The organism is Sphingobium sp. DN12 (genome assembly GCF_051058005.1).
In the GTDB taxonomy this organism is placed as follows: domain Bacteria; phylum Pseudomonadota; class Alphaproteobacteria; order Sphingomonadales; family Sphingomonadaceae; genus Sphingobium; species Sphingobium yanoikuyae.
The window spans coordinates 4,233,736-4,252,158 of sequence record NZ_CP173717.1; the positions used below are offsets into that span (position 1 = coordinate 4,233,736).

Consider the following 18,423-nt stretch of genomic DNA (forward strand, 5'->3'; position numbering starts at 1 on the left):
TCAGGCTGCGAACAGCTTCTTGATTTCCCGGCGGAGGAGCTTGCCCATTTCATTATAGGGCAGGCTCTTAGCAAAGAGCACGCGCTCGGGCACTCGCGAAGAACGCAGCCGGGCACGGATGACCTGCTTCAGTTCCTCGTCGGCCGGTGCCGCATGCCCGTCGCGCACGACCACGATCAGGCCGACCGCCTCGCCCCATTCGGCGGACGGGATGGCGACCGCCGCCGCCTCGGCAATGGCGGGCAGGGCCAGCATCACATCCTCGATCTCGCCGGGCGAGATATTCTCGCCGCCGCGCACGATCACATCGTCGGCACGGCCCGACAGGAACAGATAGCCCTCGGCATCGATATAGCCGGCGTCGCGGGTGGGAAACCAGCCGTCGGCATCGAGCGCGCTGCGCTCGCGATATTCGCCCGACACCTGGTCGCCACGGACATAGATTTCGCCCGGCTCGCCGGCGGGCAGGCAGCGGCCTTCCTCGTCGCGAATCTCGATCTCGACCGTCGGCAGCGGCCGGCCGACCGAGGCCAGCCGGGCGCGGGCGGCGGGATCGGTCGCGACATGGGCGGCGCGATGCTCGTCCGGCCCCAGCAAGGCGACGGTCGAGCTGGTCTCGGTCAGGCCATAGGCATTGGTGAAGCCGGTGTCGGGAAACAGGTCGAGCGCGCGCTGGATCAGCTCCAGCGGCATCTTGCCGCCGCCATAGGCGATCGCGCGCAGGTTGCTGAGGTCGGGCTGATTGCCCTTGTCGACCGTCTCGATGATGCGCGACAACATGGTCGGCACGACAAAGGCATTGCTTGCCCGCTCCCCTGCCGCCAGCTCCAGCCAGGCGGCCGGATCGAAGGCGGGGAGCAGCAGGATGCGGCGCAGCGCATAGATAGAGCTGAGCAGGGCAGCGATGCCGGCGATATGATAGGGCGGCACGCTGACCAGCGCGGCATCCTCTTCCGGCGCGGCGCCGAACTCGACCGTACCCAATATATAGGACACCAGATTGGCGTGGCGCAGGATCGCTGCCTTGGGCGCGGCGGTGGTGCCGCTGGTGAACAGCTGGATGGCAACGCCATCGCCCTCGTCCGCCTCGGCGGGCGCATCGGCCGCAGCGTCCAGCGCAGCGGCGACGAAATCGGCCCGCGCCAGCACCTTGTTGTCGGCCGAGGGGCAGAGCCGTTCGACCCGCGCGACATCGCCGACGATCAGCGCCGGGGTGATCCGCGCCAGCAGTGCGGCCAGGTCCGCGTCGGCCAGCCGATAGTTGAGCGGCACATAGGGCACGCCGGCGATCGCCGCGCCGAACAGCGCCATCGCCGCCGCCTCGCTGCTTTCGTCGAGCAGCGCGACATGGCTGCAGCCGCTGTCCCAGATCAGCGCGGCGGCGCCGCGCGCGCCGGCCAGCAGCCGGGCATAGCTCCAGCGCTGGCCGTCACAGACCAGGCCGATGCGGTCGGGCGCGGCATCGGCCGCCATTTCGAGGAACAGGGCGATGTTCATGGGATGGGCGTCAGTCCGAAGCGGGCAGGGGCTTGGCGTCCTTGGGGCTCAGCGCCACGCCGTCGACCGACAGCGAACCCTTGCCCGGCTTGACGCACAGCAATTCGAAATTGCCGGCCGGATCGACATAGCGCTTGCCCATCAGCGTGCCGGCGCTGAAATCGGCGGCGGGCGTGCCGACCGTCTCCGGCTTGGCTTCGCCCATGGCGCTGCCGCCGCATTCGATCGTGCCGGCGCCGCTGCGGATCACCATCACTTCGGTGTCGCACACCGCGCTCTTCAGTTTCGTACCCGGTTTCATATCATTCCTGCCTTCCAGCCCCCCGACGTCGCCCCTTCAGGCGATAGCGCCGCTGGCCTTCCATTGTTCAATCTGGTCCCACTCGACGCCCAGTTCCATCAGCACCAGCTCGGTATGTTCGGATGCCTGGGGCGACCGCGTGGTCTGCACCGGCTGGCCGTCAAACTGCACCGGCCCGCGCACCAGCCGCAGCGGCGCGCCGCCATCGGCGCCCTCGACCTCGATGATCATGTCGTTGGCGATCGCCTGCTCGTCGGTCAGCAGATCCTTGAAGCTCTGGATCGGCGCCCATTGGCCCTTCATCGTCTTCAAATGCTCGCGCCAATAGGCGAAGGGCTTGGCGCCAAAGGCCTTGACCAATATGTCGCTTGCCGCGCCGGCATTCTCGATCAGCGACAGCACATCCTTGAAGCGCGGATCGTCCGCCGCCTCGGGCACGCCGACATGGGTGAAGGTGTCGGCGATCAGGCCGGTTGGGCTGACCATGCACAGGTTGATCGTGCCACCGTCCGAGGTGCGGAAATTGCCCATGAAGGGGTTGCGCAGCGACCCGCCGGACGACGGCATGCCGTTGCGGGTGAGGATGTCGGTCTCCATCACCTGTGCGATCAGCGCGCCCGACGCCCACCAGGCGCTCGACAGCAGCGAGACGTCCAGCTCGACCGCCTCGCCGGTCTTTTCGCGGTGGAACAGCGCGCCGGAAATGCCGCCGGCAATGAACATGCCGCCGATGGAATCGCCAAAGGCGGGGATGCCCTGGGTCAGCGGGCCGGGCAGTTCCTCGGGCGTCATCGCATGGGCGACGCCGCTGCGCGACCAGAAGCAGGTGCCGTCGAAGCCACCGACCTCACGCTCCGGCCCCTTGTTGCCCAGCGCGCTGCCACGGGCATAGATGATGTTGGGATTGACCGCGCGGATATGCTCGACGTCGAACTTGTTCTTCTGCCGCACCTGGGGAAGATAGTTGGTCAGGAACACGTCGGCGCTCTTGGCCAGCTCATAGAGCACGGCCTGGCCTTCCTCCGTCGACAGGTCGATGCCGACGCTGCGCTTGCCGCGATTGGGATGCTCGAACAAGGTGTGACGTAGCGGGTCGAGCTGGACCCCACCCATGTTCAGGAACCCGCGCTGCGTGTCGCCGCGCACCGGATGCTCGATCTTGATGACGTCCGCGCCCCAGTCGGCCAGGATCGCGCCGGCAGCCGGCACATAGGTGAACTGCGCCACTTCCAGAACGCGCACCCCCTTCATCACCTGGGTCATAAAATCAGCCATCCCCTCATTCGCCGCATGATGCGACCTGTTGGGGAAAGGGTAGAAGCTGCGCTGGTCGCCGCAAGTCCGGCGGGCCTGCTATCGCTATCGCGATGCGCCCCGGCCCCCTAGCGCCGCAGCGATATTGCCGGCGTCGGCCGGGCCATGGCTTGAGCCGCCTTGCCGCTGTGCCATAGCCGGTCCGAAAACAGATGTGGGAGACATGCCATGAAACTCGACTCTTCCCTGTCCGCCGTGGTGACCGGCGGCGCGTCGGGCCTGGGGCTGGCGACGGTGCGGGCGCTGCGCGAAGCCGGCGTGAAGGTCGCGATCTTCGATATCAACGAGGATAGCGGCCAGACGATCGCGGCGGAGGTCGGCGCGACTTTCTGCAAGGTCGACATCATGTCGGAAGACAGCGTGCTCGCCGGTTTCGACGCGGCGCGGGCGGCGCAGGGGCAGGAACGCATCCTGGTCCATTGCGCGGTCGTGTCGAAGGGCGGCAAGACCGTGTCGAAGGACAAGGAGACCGGCGGTTTCAAGCGCATGTCGACGCAGGATTATGCGATTTCGGCCGAAGGCGTGCTGGTCGCCAGCTATCGCATGGCCTCGATCGCGGCGCTCGGCATGGCGGCGCTCGACCCGCTGGAGGATGGCGAGCGGGGCAGCATCCTGCTCACCTCCAGTGCTGCGGCGCAGGATGGGCAGGTCGGCCAGGTCGCCTATGGCTCGCTGAAAGCGGGGGTCAACGGCATGGTGCTGCCGATGGCGCGCGACCTGATGGAGCTGGGGATTCGCGTCAATGCGATCATGCCGGGTATCTTTGCAACGCCACCGATGCTGCGCTTCAAGGACATGAACCCGGCCATGTACGAAAGCCTGAACAACAGCGTCCCCTTCCCCAAGCGCCTTGGAAAGCCCGAGGAATTTGCCGGGCTGGCGCTGGAGATCACGCGCAACAGCTACATCAACGCCCAGCTGTTCCGCATCGACGGCGCGATTCGCTTTCCGCCGCGCTGAATCACCAGCGCTGCATCCATTGGACGAAGAGGCCGCGTTCCGGATGGATGCGGCCTTTTGATTGCCCGCTCAAGCCGCTGTTCGCACATGCAAAAATAAATACTAAGCTAGGTTGACATTATCGCCGGCAATAGCTAACCTAGCTTAGTGTTAAGGGGATATAGTTCCTCGACCCGTTTTTAGTTGAAGAGGTTGTGCCATGACTCGTTTCGCCAAGATCGCCCTGTCGCTCTCCCTCGCCGCTGCCGCCCTGCCGCAGGTCGCTGCCGCTGGCGAAGCCGTCCAGATCAGCGCGGCCACCGCCGCTGCCGATTACAAGGGCAAGATGCTCTACACCGCCAGCGGCGATCGTCTGGCCGCCATCTATCGCGTCGCGGCCGACGGCAATGCGCAGATCATCCTCAACGGCAAGATGGTGAACGTGCCGGCGTCCAGCCTGACCGCCGCTGACGGCAAGCTGACCACCAGCCTGTCGAAGAAGGATCTGCTGACCGCGCACTAAGAGATCGCCGGGCGCGGCCTCCCCTGCGCCGGCCGATAGCGAATGGGCCGCCCCATAACAGGGCGGCCCTTTTTTATGTCCGGGAAGGGAGGGGCGCCTGAGCACCGGCAGCCTTCAGGGCTTGACGATATTTTCCGAAATCGTGTCGAGCAGGCTGTTGAGGCGCTTCAGATCCTCCGCCGAGAAGCCGGCAAAGGCGACCTCCTCATTCTCCTGTGCGATCCCGGATAGCTGCATGGTGATCGCCTGGCCGCGCTCGGTCAGGAACACGGCATGGGCGCGGCGGTCGTCATCCTTCTGCCGCCGCTCCAGCAAGCCGTCAGCGCACAGCCGGTCGATCAGCCGTCCGGCCGATGCTTCGGCCATTTCCAGCAGATTGGCGATATGGCGCTGGGTCGTGCCGGGATAGCGCGCGACCGCCGCGATCACTGTCCATTGCGAGCGGGTGACGCCCAGCCGCACCACGCTCTGGTCGAAATGCGCGCGCAGCTGACGCGCGATGATCGTCAGCTTCATCGTCGCGTTGCGCATCAGCGCCGGCGGGTTGTCGGCGAGTGTCTTGTCCTGCAGGCTTTCCATTGTGCGCGCAGCATAGCGCCATCGCGGCGAAACGAAAGCAGCCTCCTCCTGTTCGGCGCAACGCGGCGGCCGGACGATCCGATCAGACACGTTCGATGATGATCGCGGGCGCCATGCCCCCGGCCGCGCACATGGTGATCAGGGCATAGCGGCCGCCGCTGCGCTCCAGTTCGTCGAGCGCGGTGCCGATCAGCACGGCCCCGGTCGCGCCGATCGGGTGGCCGAGCGCGATGGCGCCGCCATTGGGATTGAGCTTGGCGCGGTCGACGCCCAGGTCGCGGATGAACTTCTCCGTCACCACGGCAAAGGCTTCATTGACCTCGAACACATCGATGTCGGCCACGGTCAGCCCGGCCTTGGCCAGCACCTTGCGCGCGGCCGGGACCGGGGCGTTCAGCATCAAGGTCGGATCATCGCCGACATTGGCGGTCGCGACGATCCGCGCGCGGGGCTTCAGCCCATGGGCGTCGGCATAGGCTTTCGATGCGAGCAGGATCGCGGCCGCGCCATCGACCACGCCCGACGAGGTGCCGGCATGATGCAGCGGCTCGATCGCCAGATCGGGATATTTCTGGTTGATGAGCTGGCGGAAGGTCGGACCATCCTGGCGCGAGGGCATGTCCATGAACGCGGCAAAGGCGGGTTTCAGCCCGGCAAGCTGCTCGGCGGTGGTGTCGGGGCGGGGATATTCCTCATGGTCCAGCACGACGCTGCCATCCTCGTCATGCACCGGCACGGTCGACCTGGCGAAGCGGCCTTCCTTGAGCGCAATGCCGGCCCTGCGCTGGCTTTCGGCGCCAAAGGCATCCAGATCTTCGCGCGTGATGCCCTCCATCGCGGCGATCGCGTCGGCGGCGACACCCTGGTTCGACTGGGGATGCTTGTCCTGCAAGCGCATATTGCCGGTGCCAAGCCCGCCGGGCGCCTTCACGCCGGCTTCGCGCAGCGACTGGCCGTACCAGGTGACATAGGACATCATCTCGGTGCCGCCGGCGATCACCAGATCTTCCATGCCCGACATGATCTGCGCCGCGGCCAGGTTGGTGGCGGTCAGGCCGCTGCCGCAGAAGCGATCCAGCGTCACGCCCGAAGCCTTGACGTCATAGCCCGCATCGAGCGCCGCCATCCGGCCAAGGTCGCCGCCCTGCAGCCCCATCTGCGCGCTGGTGCCCCAGATGATGTCGTCGACATCGGCGGTGTCGAGGTTGTTGCGATCCTTGAGCGCCTTCAGCACCGCCACCGCAATATGCTGCGGGTGCATGTGCGACAGCGCGCCCTTGCCCATCTTGCCGATGCTGCGCGGGGTGCGGACGGCATCAATGATATAGGCGTCGGTCAAGCATCTTCTCCCGGTCTCTTTTCCCGCAGGCGCGGCTCTCGCATCCTATCGCATGGAAGCGGGACGGCCCCCAATCGCACCGGCGATTGATCGCGTGCCGATTGGCCTGCGTCGCCCGGCTGGTGCAGGCTGGGCGGGCAGATGATGAGGAGGGAGACGGATGGCGCAAGGCGAAGTCGCGCAGGCGACGGGCGGCAGCTTCGCGCCGCTGCGCGAACCGGTGTTCCGCCGCATCTGGACCGCCAGCCTTCTCTCCAATTTCGGCCAACTGATCCTGGGCGTTGGCGCGGCATGGGAAATGACGCGGATGAGTGCGTCGCCAAGCATGGTCGCGCTGGTCCAGACCGCGATGATGCTGCCGCTGATGCTGGTGACATTGCCCGCCGGCGCCTTTGCCGACATGTTCGACCGCCGGCGGATCGCGATGAGCGGCCTCGCTTTCTCCATGGCCTGCGCCGCGCTGCTGACCTTCCTGGCCTGGACGGGGCATAGTTCGCCCTGGATGCTGCTGGCCTTCTGTTCGCTCATCGGGGCAGGGGTGGCGCTCTATTCGCCGGCCTGGCAGGCGTCGATCAGCGAACAGGTCGGGCCGCGCCTGCTGCCCGCCGCCGTCGCGCTCGGCACGATCAGCTATAATGTCGCGCGCAGCTTCGGCCCGGCGCTGGGTGGCATCATCGTGCTGGCGGCCGGCGCCCATGCCGCCTTTGCGATCAACGCCATCTGCTATCTGCCGCTGTTCCTCGCCTTCTTCGCCTGGCAGCGGCGTCATGTGCCCGCGCGCCTGCCGCCCGAACAATTCCACCGGGCGATGGTGTCGGGCATGCGCTATGCCCTGCATGCCGGGGCGATCCGCACGGTGCTGCTGCGCGCCTTCCTGTTCGGGCTGGCCGGGGCGTCGGCGTCCGCGCTCGCGCCATTGGTGGCGAAGGATCTGCTGGGCGGCGATGCGAGCGTCTATGGCCTGTTGCTGGGCGCCAGCGGGGTGGGGGCCGTGCTGGGGGCGCTGCTGGTCGGGCCATGCCGCGATCGCTTCGGAACGCAGCGGACGACCGCCGTGCTGGCGCTGGTCAGCGGGATCGCGCTGGCACTGGTCGGGGCCAGCCGCCATGTGCCGCTCACCTGCCTGGCACTGCTGGTCGCGGGCGGCGCCAATATCCTGACCATCGCCTTGTTCAACGTCTCGGTGCAGCTGTCGGCGCCGCGCTGGGTGACGGCGCGGGCCTTGTCGCTCTTCTCCTCGGCACTGACCGGCGGCATCGCGATCGGCGCGCTGCTCTGGGGGCTGGTGGCGCAACATTGGTCGGTCGACATTGCCCTCTATGGATCGGGACTGGCACTGGTCATTCTGCCGCTCGTGGGTTGGCTGCTGCCACTGCCCGAAACCAGCGAGGCGGATGTCGAACCCTTCATCATCGCGGGCGAACCGGAAGTCGGCATGGCGCTCACCCGGCGTTCCGGCCCGGTCATTATCGAGATCGACTATGATGTCGATCCCGACCAGGCGCGCGATTTCTATGCGGCGATGGTGGAGGTGCAGCGCACCCGCATGCGCAATGGCGGCTTCAACTGGTCGATCGCGCGCGACATCGCCGATCCCGCGCTGTGGACCGAACGCTATCAATGCCCGACCTGGGGCGATTATCTGCACATGCGCGATCGTTTCACCCAGGCCGACAAGCTGGCGCAGCAGGTCGCGCGTGCCTTTGACCGCAAGGCCGGCGAGGTGCGGGTGCGGCGGCGGCTGGAGCGGCCATTCGGATCGGTCCGCTGGCGCGCGGACTCGCCCGATCCGCGTCAGGATACGATCGGATATCTCGGCCCCTGAGCCGCGCGCGGCAACGCCGAGGCGATGAGTCCGGCGCCGACCGCTTATCTGCGCGCGAGACCGCCGTTCTCCGCACTATCATGCCGCCCATAGGGAAGGCCGGACCACCGGCACCGATCATGGGAGGCAAGGATGATCCATCGGAAGACGCTTATTCGTTCGTCGGGCATTGGCGCGGCCATGCTGCTGGCCACCGTGTCGCAACTGGCCGTCGCGCAGGAGGCGGCGTCGCCGCCAGCCCAGAATGACCAGGATCTGATTATCGTCACTGCCCAGCGCCGTGCCGAATTGTCGCGCGATGTGCCGATCAGCATCACCACCGTCACCCAGGACCAGCTGACCAGCGCCGGCGCCAGCCAACTCACCGACATCGCCACCGTCACCCCGGCGCTGCGCTTCGACAGCGCAGCCGCCTTCGTCCAGCCGACGATTCGCGGCGTCGGCACGGCGGTCGCCAGTTCGGGCGGCGGCGCCAATGTCGGCATCTATGTCGATGGCTTCTATTCGCCCAACCCGCTCGCCGCCGATTTCCAGCTGATGAGCCTGAAAAGCGTGCAGGTGCTCAAGGGACCGCAGGGCACTTTGTTCGGTCGCAACACCACCGGCGGCGCGATCCTGCTGACCACGGCCGATCCCAGCAGCGACGGCGCGGGCGAGTTCAAGGTCAGCTATGGCCGCTTCAACAGCCTGGCGGTGCAGGGCTATGCCACCTTCGGCGTGGTCCAGGATGTGGCGATGGATGTCGAGGCGCTGTTCCGGCGCGGCAACGGCTTCGTCCATAATATCACCACCGGCAGCGACCGGGACGGGCGTTACAGCAACTGGTCGGTGCGAACGGGGATCAAGGCGGACCTGAGCGATTCCGTGTCGCTGCTGCTGCGCTACACCCATAGCGACACCGACGATCCGACCCTGCTCAACACCAATATCTATGTCGGCGACGATATTGGCGGCGCGGGCACCAACCTGCCGTCCAGCCTCTACGCGACCAAACATGATGATGTGGCGACCGGCGGCCCGACCGAATTCCTGTCGAACAATGACGTGATCCAGGGCACGCTGAAGGCGGACCTGGGCTTCGCCGATCTCACCTCCTACACCCAGTATCGCGATGAAAATTCGCTGATCGTCGAGGATCTGGACAGCACGGCGGCGAACATCTTCCTGTTGCACATTCCCGTGCGCAGCAAGACTGTTTCGCAGGAATTGCTGCTGACATCGAAGCCGGGCGGACCGCTGCAATGGACCGCCGGCCTTTTCTACTTCAACAACAAGGACACATGGGGCACGCGCGTCGGCACGCCGACTGCCGGCGATCCGCTCGCCAGCATTGCGCTGGGCGGTTCGGGCACCAACAGCAAATCCTATGCGGCCTTTGCCGACCTCACCTATGCCTTCACGCCCGACCTGTTCCTGACGGTGGGCGGGCGCTACAGCCACGACAGGATCGGCGACGCCTATTATATCATCCCCTTCTCCGGCGTGCGCACCTATGTGCCCGACCTCAAGGGCAACAAGTTCACGCCGCGCGCGGTGCTGCGCTACAAGCCCAGCGAGGAATCGAGCGTCTACGCCTCCTACAGCAAGGGCTATAAGTCGGGCATTCTCGACGTCGGCGGCAATACCGGCAACAAGGTCGCGCCGGAGGATATCGACGCCTTTGAAGCCGGCTTCAAATATGATGACCGGCGCCTGTCGGTCGACCTGTCGGCCTATTATTATGACTACAAGAATCTGCAGGTGTCGCTCTATCGCGGCAACCCGCCCTCGGCCCAGATCATCAACGCCGCCTCGTCGGAAATCTATGGTCTGGAAGGCCAGCTCTCCTACCGGCTGACCGACCGGTTCCAGTTCAATGTCGGCGCCGCCTATACCCATGCGCGCTACACCAATTTCGAGGATGCGCCGATTTATACGCGCTGCACCCTCGCCAGCTGCGCGGCACAGGGGATCAGCTTCGTCGTCGTGCCGACCCAGCTCAACGATGTGCATATGCAGCGCACACCCGACTTCACCGGCAATGTCGGGGCGCGCTACACGCTCGATCTGGCGGGCGGTTCGCTCGCCCTGTCGGGCAATCTCTATTACACCTCGAAATTCTATTTCGGCCCGTCCGGCACCCAGTTCGCGCAGAAGGGCTATGAGGTGCTGGCGCTGCGCGCGGAATGGACCGATGCCAGCGACCGTTTCTCGCTGGCTGTCTTCGGCGACAATGTCACCGACAGCCGCTACCGCACCCAGGTGCTCAGCAATAATTTCGGCATCGGCAATGTCTGGAGCGCGCCCGCGACCTGGGGCGTCCAGGCCGGCGTCAAATTCTGATCGGGCGGCAAGGGAGAGGATGGCGATGGGCAAGCATTATCGGGTGATCCAGTGGGCCACCGGCAATATCGGCGGCCGTGCCCTGCGCGCGGTGATCGAGCATCCGGGGCTGGACCTTGCCGGCCTGTGGGTCAGTTCGGCGGCTAAGGCGGGGCAGGACGCCGGCACGCTTGCCGGCGTCGCGCCGCAGGGCATCACCGCCACCAGCGATGTCGACGCACTGGTCGCGACGCCGGCCGATTGCATCCTCTATATGCGGCAGGGGACCGATAACGACGAACTGTGCCGGCTGCTGGCATCGGGCAAGAATGTCGTCACCACGCGCGGCGATTTCCACCACCCCGCCTCCATGGACCCGGATGTCCGCGCCCGGATCGAGGCGGCCTGCCAGGCCGGCAACAGCTCGATCTACAGCACCGGCTCCAGCCCCGGTTTCGTGACCGAGGCGCTGACCATTCCCTTGCTCTCGCTCTCGCGCCGGCATGACTGCCTGACGATCGACGAGTTCGCCGACATGGAAAGTCGGGATTCGCCCGACCTGCTGTTCAACATCATGGGCTATGGCGTCACGCCGACCGCGTTCGATCAGCGCAAGGTCGATTATGTGAAGCATGATTTCGCCGGCTCGCTCGCCCAGCTGGCCGACGCCGCCGGCATCGCGGTCGACCGGTGGGAGGCATTTGGCGAAATGGCGGCGGCGACCCGCGACGTGGCGATCGCGGCCGGCACGATCGCCGCCGGCACGGTCGGCGCCCAGCGCATCACCATATCGGGGATGCAGGGCGACAAGGCCGTGCTGCGCTTCCGCGCCAACTGGTATTGCACCCGCGACATCGACCGCCCCGACTGGGAATTGCGCGAATCCGGCTGGCGTATCCAGGTGCAGGGCGACACGCCGCTCGACGTCCACATCAGCTTCCCGGTCGCGCCGGAGGATTATGCCGCCTTCACGCCGGGCCTGACCGCCCATCGCGCGGTGAATGCGATCCCGGCGGTCTGCGATGCGCCGCCGGGCATCCGTACCACCGCCGACCTGCCGCAGATCATCGCGCAACTGGGATGAGCATGGACAGGATCGACTTTACCGGCCGCACCATCCTCATCACCGGGGCGGGCGGGGGCCTGGGCCGCGCTTATGCGCTGGACATCGCCGCGCGCGGCGGCGCGGTCATCGTCAATGATCTGGGCGGATCGGTGACGGGGGAAGGGGCGTCCTCGACCATGGCCGACGCCGTTGCGGCAGAGATTGTCGCGGCGGGCGGCATCGCGATCGCCAATGGCGATGATGTGTCGTCGCCCGACGGCGCGCAGGCGATGATCGACCTCGCCATCGCCCGTTTCGGCCGGATCGACGCGGTGATCGCCAATGCCGGCAACATGCGCTTTGCGCCGGTCGAGGATCTGACGGCGGCCGATCTCGATGCGCTGCTCGCCGTCCATGTGCGCGGCTCCTTCAATGTCGCGCGCGCCGCCTGGCCGCACATGCGGGCGCAGGGCGGCGGCCGGCTGGTGCTGACCACATCGGGCGGCGGCATGCTGGGGATGGGCCAGCTGTCCGCCTATGGCGCGGCCAAGGGCGGCGTCATGGGGCTGATGCACAATCTGGCGGAGGAAGGGCGCCCGCATGGCATCCTGTGCAACGCGGTCATGCCCAATGCCGCCAGCCGCATGTCGGCGGGCATGAGCGAGGGGACGCTCGGCCATAATCCCTGGGGCCGGGCACTCGGTCCCAGTTTCGATCCGCGCTTCACCGCCGGCCTGGTCGCTTGGTTGGCGCATGAGCGCTGCACCTCGACCCACAGCATCTATTCCGCGCTCGGTGGGCGGATCGCGCGGGTGTTCGTCGGCGCGACGAAGGGATGGGACCATGGGCTGGACGCGCCGCCGACCGCCGAGGATGTCGCCGCCCATATCGACAGGATCCGCGACGATGGCGCCGGCTATGCCATCCCGGCCGATATTTTCGACGAGTTCCGCATCGTGGCCGAGGGGCGGGGCTAGAGCATTCTGAAGTCGGCTGGAACAGCCGACTTCAGAATGCGGCAAACAAAAGGAAATTAGAGCATTCTCCGATTCAACCTAATCGGAGAATGCTCTAGAAACCCGCCACCATCGCTTCACTGAGCTGCCACAGTTTCAGCGCCTGTGCTTCATCCTGCGCGGCCACTGATGGGGTGAGTTCCGCGCGCTGATGGAAATAGCCGCCGCTGCTGCGCCCCGGTTCCTCTGCACTGGCCAGCCAGACCAATGTGTCGGCGGCCTGCGCCGGCGTGACCGACCGGTCGAGGATCGATTCCATATAGGCCTGCATCGGCGCGTCGCAGTGGCTGGCGAAATTGCTGGCGACGACGCCGGGATGCATGGCGTGGGCGATAATGCCGTCATCGGCGACACGGCGGGCCAGTTCGCGGGTGAAGAGGATATTGGCGAGCTTCGCATGGCAATAGGCCGCGCCACCGACGAAATTGCTGGCGAAGCTGAGATCGTCCCACTGGATGCCCGGGCTTTGTTCATGCCCGGTCGAGGAAACGGCGATCACGCGCACCGCGCCCGGTCCTCGCTTTGCAGCGGCGCCGCGCAGATTCGGCAGCAATTTCTGCGTCAGCAGGAAGGGCGCGAGATGGTTGGAGGCAAAGGTTGCCTCGAACCCCTCCGGCGTGATCGTCCGCTCCGCCACCACGCCGCCGGCATTGTTGAGCAGCGCGTCGATTGCCGGCGCGCTTGCCGCAATCTCCTGCGCGACCCGCGCCGTATCGGCCATGGACGACAGATCGGCGCGCAGCATCGTGAAATCGCCGCCGGCCTCGGCCCTGAGATCGGCCTCTGCGGCGGCGCAGCGGGCGGCATCGCGGCCGATGCCGATCACCCGCCAGCCCTGTTGCAGCAGGGCGCGGGCGGCTTCCTTGCCGACGCCGGCGCTGGCCCCGGTGACGATCGCGGTGCGTTGGGTGTCGCTCATGCGTAGACGGGCTCCATGGTGGGGGGACGGCGCCCCAGGGTCAGGAACAGGGCAGCGCCGGCCAAAGTGACGCAGGCGCTGAGCGCCAGGAACGGCGCATAGCTGCCCCAGATGCTCAGGGTGAGGCTGAGCGTCAGCGAACCCAGCGCCGCGCCGCCCGCGATCGCCGCGCCGACGAAACCCATGACCAGGCTGAACACGCCCAGGCCAAAGCGGCGCGAGACGAGATAGGCGGCGATGTCGCCCTCCGCCCCCTGCGCCAGCCCCATCATCGCGACGGAGAGGGCGAGGACGATGGTCGCATCCAGTGGCGAGGCCATTAGCGCCATGCCGATCGCCGGCATCGCCAGCGCCAGCGCGGCGACATGGTGCGGAGGCATCCGGTCGAGCGACAGGCCGCAGGCGAAGCGGCCGAGCAGCACGCCGATCGCATAGATGGAAATCAGCCAGGTCGCGGTCTGCGACGCGGCGCCGCTGTCCATCAGCACCAGCTTCATCTGGGCCGAGGCGAGCCCCTGCGGGAAATTGACCAGCACCATGCCGACGATCAGCACCCAGAAGGCGGGATTGCGGAAGATGACGCGGCTGCCGACCGGCGCGGCCGTCCCTGCTTCCTCGACCTCCTCATGGGGATGCACGCCGACATGGGCGGGCGTCAGCAGCACCGCGATCAGGCCGAAGACCAGGGTGACGCCGCCCATCAGCAGATAGCCGTTGCGCCAGCCCTGGCTTTCGATGAAGCCGCCGAGTAGCGGGGCGATCACCGCGCCGACCAGCGGCGGACCGGTCATCACGATCGAGAAGGCCAGGCCGCGCGCCCGCTCAAACCGTTCGGCGACGATGCGGGTATAGACCGGCGATGTGGTGAGCGTGCCGAGGATGATCTGCAGCACGGCGACGGCGAAGAAGGCGCGGATGCTGCCCGGCTGGAAGGCGAAGCCCAGATAGGCGACCGGCCCCGCCAGCACGCCGACGGCGGAGACCGCGCGCACCCCGAACCGGTCGGTCAGCCGCCCGGTGATCGGCTGCATGATCAGCATCAGCAGGCCGAAACTGCCGAGCAGCGCGAATTGGGATTTCTCCCATCCGAACTCGCCGATCATCTTCGGCGCGAACAGGCTCATCGTGTAGGCGGACAGGCCGATGCCGAAGCCCAGTCCCATCGTCGCGGCGAGCAGGGGCCGCCAATGCGTCCGCAATTCGCCCCAATAGGCCGATCCCATATCCCTCTCCTCATCTGGTGCCGGCCCCCTCTTGCGGGTGGTCCGGCTTGCTAGTCCGATCTGGTCCTTATGCCGTTCAGGAACAGGCGCACGGCGGCCCGCACCCAGTCGTCCACCTCGGCGGCGCTCATCGGCTGGGGCGATCCCACCAGCCGGATCGGCCCGCCCAGCACCATCGTCATGAACAGGCTGGCTGCCATGTCCGGCCGGTCCACGCAAATCGCCCCGGCGCTATCATGGCGGCGCAGCAGGTCGGCCAGATGGTCGTGCACCGGCTGCGCGCCCTGGCTGTAGGACAGCATCAGCAGGTCGGGGAAACGATAGGATTCGGTGGTGATGATCCGCCGCAGCCGGACACCCTCTGGTGTCGACAGGTCGGCGATGCGCAGCCGGGCGATCGCGACCAATATGGTTTCCAGATCGTCGCCGGCGATTGCCTCCAGCGCGGCGCGCGGCGTGGCGGTGCGTGCGATTGCCCGGCCGACCGCCGCCATGAACAGTGCCGCCTTGTCGGGATAGCGGGCATAGATGGTGCGCTTGGTCATGCCGACGGCGGCGGCCACCGCCTCCATCGTCGTCAGCTCGAACCCCTTGTCGAGGAACATGTCGAGCGCTGCGTCGAGCATTTCGGCCTGGCGCGCCTGTGCCTGCGCGCGGGTCGGGCGCCCGGCGGCAGGGCGGGGGTCTGAAATCGGTGTGTCCATGACCAGCATCATTATGGCCCTTGCCGCCTTTTGCGAATCATGCATAATGATACGCATCATGTGCTATTAATGCACCGGAGCCACAAGGGCAAGGAGCAGGATATGGGCGCGCAGGCCGATCGCCTCACCGGACTGGTCAGTTCGGACTATCGATTCAACATTCCCCACGCCGAATTGCGCGACGCGCAGATCGCGGCGCTGAACGAGCGGTTCCAGGAAAAGAAGGACGGCATACGCCTGCTCGGCCACCGCGCGCGGGAAGCGGGAATCAGCGCAGTCACCTCGCTCGACGACGCGGTGAAGCTGCTGTTTCCGCACACGGCCTATAAGAGCTATCCCGAAAACTGGCTGATGCAGCAGCGCTGGGATAAGCTGACCCAGTGGCTCAACACCATTTCCGCCCATCCCGTGACCGACATCGACCTTGATGGCATCACCGACGTCGATGACTGGATCGCGCGACTGCAGGCGGCGGGCCATTATGTCTCCTGCTCCAGCGGCACCACCGGCAAGTCGGCAATGCTGATCGCGTCGCAGGCGGACATGGATTGGTCGAAGGTCGATACCGTCAATGTCTTTGCCTGGGGATCGGGCGTGCAGCCGGCGCAGGACCGCCGCATCATGGGCCTGGCCCCGGTCGCCAAGGTGCCCAAGAACGAGATTATCGGCGAGGCCCAGCGCGCGGCCTTTGGCGATCCCGCCAAGGAAATGTTCCAATATCCGGTGCCGCCGATCACCGTCGGCTCGCTGACCCGCATGGTCGTGCTGCGCAAGGCGATGGCGGACGGCAGCGCGCTGCCCGGCGACATTGCCGAGTTCGAGGAAACGTCCCGCTTCCGGCAGGAGGCGATGGATGCCGCCGTCCATATCGCCGCCGATGCGATGATCGAACATCGCGCCGACAAACTCTATATCGCGGGCATGTGGAACGCGCTCTACCATGTCGCCAAGGCGGTGCGGGAGCGCGGCTATAGCGCCAAGGATTTCAACCCGGACAACTGCATCTATATCGGCGGCGGCCTCAAGCGTGCGCAACTGCCGGACGATTATCAGCAGTTCGTGCATGAAACCTTCAACATCCCCGAAGGCCGGCACTTCCAGAATTATTCGATGCAGGAACTCAACAGCGGCATGCCCAAATGCCGCGAGGGCGGGCGCTATCATGTGCCGCCCTGGATTGTGCCGATGATCCTGGACAAGGATGGCGACGCGCTGATCGCCCATGATCATGACGGCGAGGTCGAGGGGCGGGCCGCCTTCTTCGACCTTTCGCTCGACGGCCGCTGGGGCGGCGTCATCACCGGCGACCGGATATCGGTCGACTACAGACCCTGTGCCTGCGGCAATAGCGGGCCATCCATTCGCGACAATATTGCCCGCTATGCCGATCTGGACGGCGACGACAAGATCGGCTGCGCGGGTACCGTCGATGCCTATGTGCGAGGTGTGGCATGAGCGTGCTTGAACAGACAGCGCCGGTCGAAACGGCGGCCGAACCGATCCGCGTCGATCATTTCGTGCGCGGCAAGCTGGTCGAGGGCGGGGCGGTGCGCCATCGCTCGCGCGACCTGGGCGTCGATTTCGCAACGCCGCAGATCGACTTGAACGCGCTGGTCGCGCCGCGATCCGAACTGCCGCCGCTGCTCGACGTGCCAGTCAGCGAGATCATCGATTTCCTGGTCGAGGCCGGGCAGCGGATGGATTTCGAGACCAATCCCTATCTGCAGGCGGCGCTGGAACATACGGTCAAGGTCAACCCTTTGCCGCGCCGGGTGGTGGAAAATCTGTTCCGCCGGGCCAAGCATTTCCTGACGCCCGAGGGGCTGCGCTGCAGCATCGAATCGAGCTTCCTCAATCCCGCTGCGCTCGACCGCTGGGTGGAGCGCACCGACATGCACGGCAATCGCGGCGCGCTGCGCGCCTTTCCGCCGCGCATGGTGCATATGCTGGCGGGCAATTCGCCCACCGGCTGCATCTCCTCGATCGCGCAGGGCGCGCTGGTGAAGGCGGTCAACGTCTTCAAGATGCCGTCGAGCGACCCGTTCACCTGTGTCGCGATGCTGCGCACCATGGCCGATGTCGATCCCGATCATCCGGTCGTCCGGTCGATGTCGGCAGTCTATTGGCGCGGCGGTGACGAGCGGATCGAAGGCACGCTCTACCGCCCGCAATATTTCGACAAGATCGTCGCCTGGGGCGGCGGCGACGCGATCAAGAATGTCATCAAATATCTGGGGCCGGGCATCCAGATGGTGTCGTTCGATCCCAAGACGTCGATCTCGATGATCGGACCGGAAGGGTTCGACCCTGCCGTCATCGACGATGTCGCCGATGCCGCCGCCACCGACGTCGCGACGATGAACCAGGAAGCCTGCCTCGCCAGCCGCTTCATCTTCGTCGAGGGCGACCGCGCCGGGGTGGAGGCCTTTTGCGCGAAGTTGCAGGAGAAGCTCGGCCTCGATCGCGAGACGACGTCGGCTCTGGCGCATCCGCTGCCGGTCGAGGTGCGCGACGAGATCGAGATGCTGACCCTGATGGGTGACGACACCAAAGTCTGGGGCAAGCCCGATGGCCGGGGCCTCGTCATCCTGACTGACGAGCCGGTCGATTTCCACCCCAGCAACAAGACCGCCAATGTCGTCCATGTCGCCTCGCTGGATCAGGCGGTGCGCTATGTGAATGTTGCGACCCAGACGATCGGCATATACCCGCCCGAACGCAAACACGCCCTGCGCGACCGCCTCGCCAGCGCAGGGGCGCAGCGCGTGGTGCGGCTGGGCGGCGCGGCCAAGCATGTGATGGGCGGCGCCCATGACGGCATGCTGCCGCTCCAGCGCTTCGTCCACTGGATGAGCGACGAGGACGCCTGATCCTCTCTGACCGGGCAGGGAAGGGCCA

Annotated in this window: 16 protein-coding genes; 8 read left to right on the forward strand and 8 right to left on the reverse strand. The window is 66.3% G+C overall.

All coding sequences use genetic code 11. The features are described 5' to 3' along the window. From ACI6S0_RS20085 to ACI6S0_RS20095, 3 genes are read right to left on the reverse strand one after another with little or no spacing between them, the layout of a single operon-like run. Window positions 1-1,497: a class I adenylate-forming enzyme family protein gene (locus ACI6S0_RS20085; protein ID WP_434404106.1), complete on the reverse strand. Its 1,497-nt coding sequence runs from the start codon at window positions 1,495-1,497 to the stop codon at window positions 1-3. Between the two features lie 10 nt (window positions 1,498-1,507). Then, window positions 1,508-1,798, reverse strand: coding sequence for a hypothetical protein (locus tag ACI6S0_RS20090; RefSeq protein ID WP_010335451.1), 291 nt, complete (start codon window positions 1,796-1,798; stop codon window positions 1,508-1,510). A 36-nt stretch (window positions 1,799-1,834) separates the two neighbouring features. Further along, window positions 1,835-3,061: a CaiB/BaiF CoA transferase family protein gene (locus ACI6S0_RS20095; protein ID WP_434405973.1), complete on the reverse strand. Its 1,227-nt coding sequence runs from the start codon at window positions 3,059-3,061 to the stop codon at window positions 1,835-1,837. A 219-nt stretch (window positions 3,062-3,280) separates the two neighbouring features. Between ACI6S0_RS20095 and ACI6S0_RS20100 the strand changes: the two genes are divergently transcribed. Both ACI6S0_RS20100 and ACI6S0_RS20105 read left to right on the forward strand, forming a co-directional pair. Next, window positions 3,281-4,072 (forward strand): SDR family oxidoreductase, encoded by a 792-nt coding sequence (locus tag ACI6S0_RS20100; RefSeq protein WP_434404107.1) that lies wholly within the window; start codon window positions 3,281-3,283, stop codon window positions 4,070-4,072. Window positions 4,073-4,271: 199 nt separating this feature from the next. Further along, window positions 4,272-4,574 (forward strand): hypothetical protein, encoded by a 303-nt coding sequence (locus ACI6S0_RS20105; RefSeq protein ID WP_004209466.1) that lies wholly within the window; start codon window positions 4,272-4,274, stop codon window positions 4,572-4,574. Between the two features lie 114 nt (window positions 4,575-4,688). On the opposite strand, the gene ACI6S0_RS20110 is transcribed toward ACI6S0_RS20105, so the two are convergent. Both ACI6S0_RS20110 and ACI6S0_RS20115 read right to left on the reverse strand, forming a co-directional pair. Further along, the gene (locus ACI6S0_RS20110; protein ID WP_004209468.1) at window positions 4,689-5,153 is read right to left on the reverse strand and encodes a MarR family winged helix-turn-helix transcriptional regulator; all 465 of its coding nucleotides are present in this window, start codon (window positions 5,151-5,153) and stop codon (window positions 4,689-4,691) included. A gap of 82 nt (window positions 5,154-5,235) precedes the next feature. Further along, complete coding sequence (locus ACI6S0_RS20115; RefSeq protein WP_434404108.1) at window positions 5,236-6,492, reverse strand: acetyl-CoA C-acetyltransferase; 1,257 nt, start codon at window positions 6,490-6,492, stop codon at window positions 5,236-5,238. 160 nt (window positions 6,493-6,652) lie between these two features. On the opposite strand from ACI6S0_RS20115, the gene ACI6S0_RS20120 reads away from it, so the two are divergent. From ACI6S0_RS20120 to ACI6S0_RS20135, 4 genes are all read left to right on the forward strand, one after another. Then, window positions 6,653-8,317, forward strand: a complete 1,665-nt coding sequence (locus ACI6S0_RS20120) for an MFS transporter (RefSeq protein ID WP_434404109.1) — start codon at window positions 6,653-6,655, stop codon at window positions 8,315-8,317. Window positions 8,318-8,449: 132 nt separating this feature from the next. Continuing rightward, on the forward strand, window positions 8,450-10,639 hold the full coding sequence (locus tag ACI6S0_RS20125) for a TonB-dependent receptor (RefSeq protein ID WP_434404110.1): 2,190 nt from the start codon (window positions 8,450-8,452) through the stop codon (window positions 10,637-10,639). Between the two features lie 25 nt (window positions 10,640-10,664). Next, window positions 10,665-11,702 (forward strand): NAD(P)H-dependent amine dehydrogenase family protein, encoded by a 1,038-nt coding sequence (locus tag ACI6S0_RS20130; protein ID WP_434404111.1) that lies wholly within the window; start codon window positions 10,665-10,667, stop codon window positions 11,700-11,702. A gap of 2 nt (window positions 11,703-11,704) precedes the next feature. Beyond that, window positions 11,705-12,640 carry an SDR family NAD(P)-dependent oxidoreductase gene (locus ACI6S0_RS20135; protein WP_434404112.1) on the forward strand — a complete coding sequence of 312 codons (936 nt, stop codon included), beginning with the start codon at window positions 11,705-11,707 and terminating at the stop codon, window positions 12,638-12,640. Between the two features lie 94 nt (window positions 12,641-12,734). Here the strand turns inward: ACI6S0_RS20135 and ACI6S0_RS20140 are convergent, their stop codons facing one another. Genes ACI6S0_RS20140 through ACI6S0_RS20150 form a run of 3 tightly spaced genes read right to left on the reverse strand, consistent with a single transcriptional unit; the run spans window position 12,735 to window position 15,525 of the window. Next, a complete protein-coding gene (locus ACI6S0_RS20140) occupies window positions 12,735-13,598 on the reverse strand; it encodes an SDR family NAD(P)-dependent oxidoreductase (protein WP_434404113.1) in 864 nt (287 codons plus the stop codon). Beyond that, window positions 13,595-14,821 (reverse strand): MFS transporter, encoded by a 1,227-nt coding sequence (locus ACI6S0_RS20145; protein ID WP_434404114.1) that lies wholly within the window; start codon window positions 14,819-14,821, stop codon window positions 13,595-13,597. The genes ACI6S0_RS20140 and ACI6S0_RS20145 overlap by 4 nt, the downstream gene beginning before the upstream one ends. 50 nt (window positions 14,822-14,871) lie before the next feature. Continuing rightward, window positions 14,872-15,525, reverse strand: a complete 654-nt coding sequence (locus ACI6S0_RS20150; RefSeq protein WP_434404115.1) for a TetR/AcrR family transcriptional regulator — start codon at window positions 15,523-15,525, stop codon at window positions 14,872-14,874. Window positions 15,526-15,627: 102 nt separating this feature from the next. Between ACI6S0_RS20150 and ACI6S0_RS20155 the strand changes: the two genes are divergently transcribed. Together ACI6S0_RS20155 and ACI6S0_RS20160 are read left to right on the forward strand one after the other, a co-directional pair. Next, window positions 15,628-16,980: a hypothetical protein gene (locus ACI6S0_RS20155; RefSeq protein WP_434404116.1), complete on the forward strand. Its 1,353-nt coding sequence runs from the start codon at window positions 15,628-15,630 to the stop codon at window positions 16,978-16,980. Continuing rightward, on the forward strand, window positions 16,977-18,395 hold the full coding sequence (locus tag ACI6S0_RS20160) for an acyl-CoA reductase (protein WP_434404117.1): 1,419 nt from the start codon (window positions 16,977-16,979) through the stop codon (window positions 18,393-18,395). The genes ACI6S0_RS20155 and ACI6S0_RS20160 overlap by 4 nt, the downstream gene beginning before the upstream one ends. The last annotated feature ends 28 nt before the right edge of the window (window positions 18,396-18,423 follow it).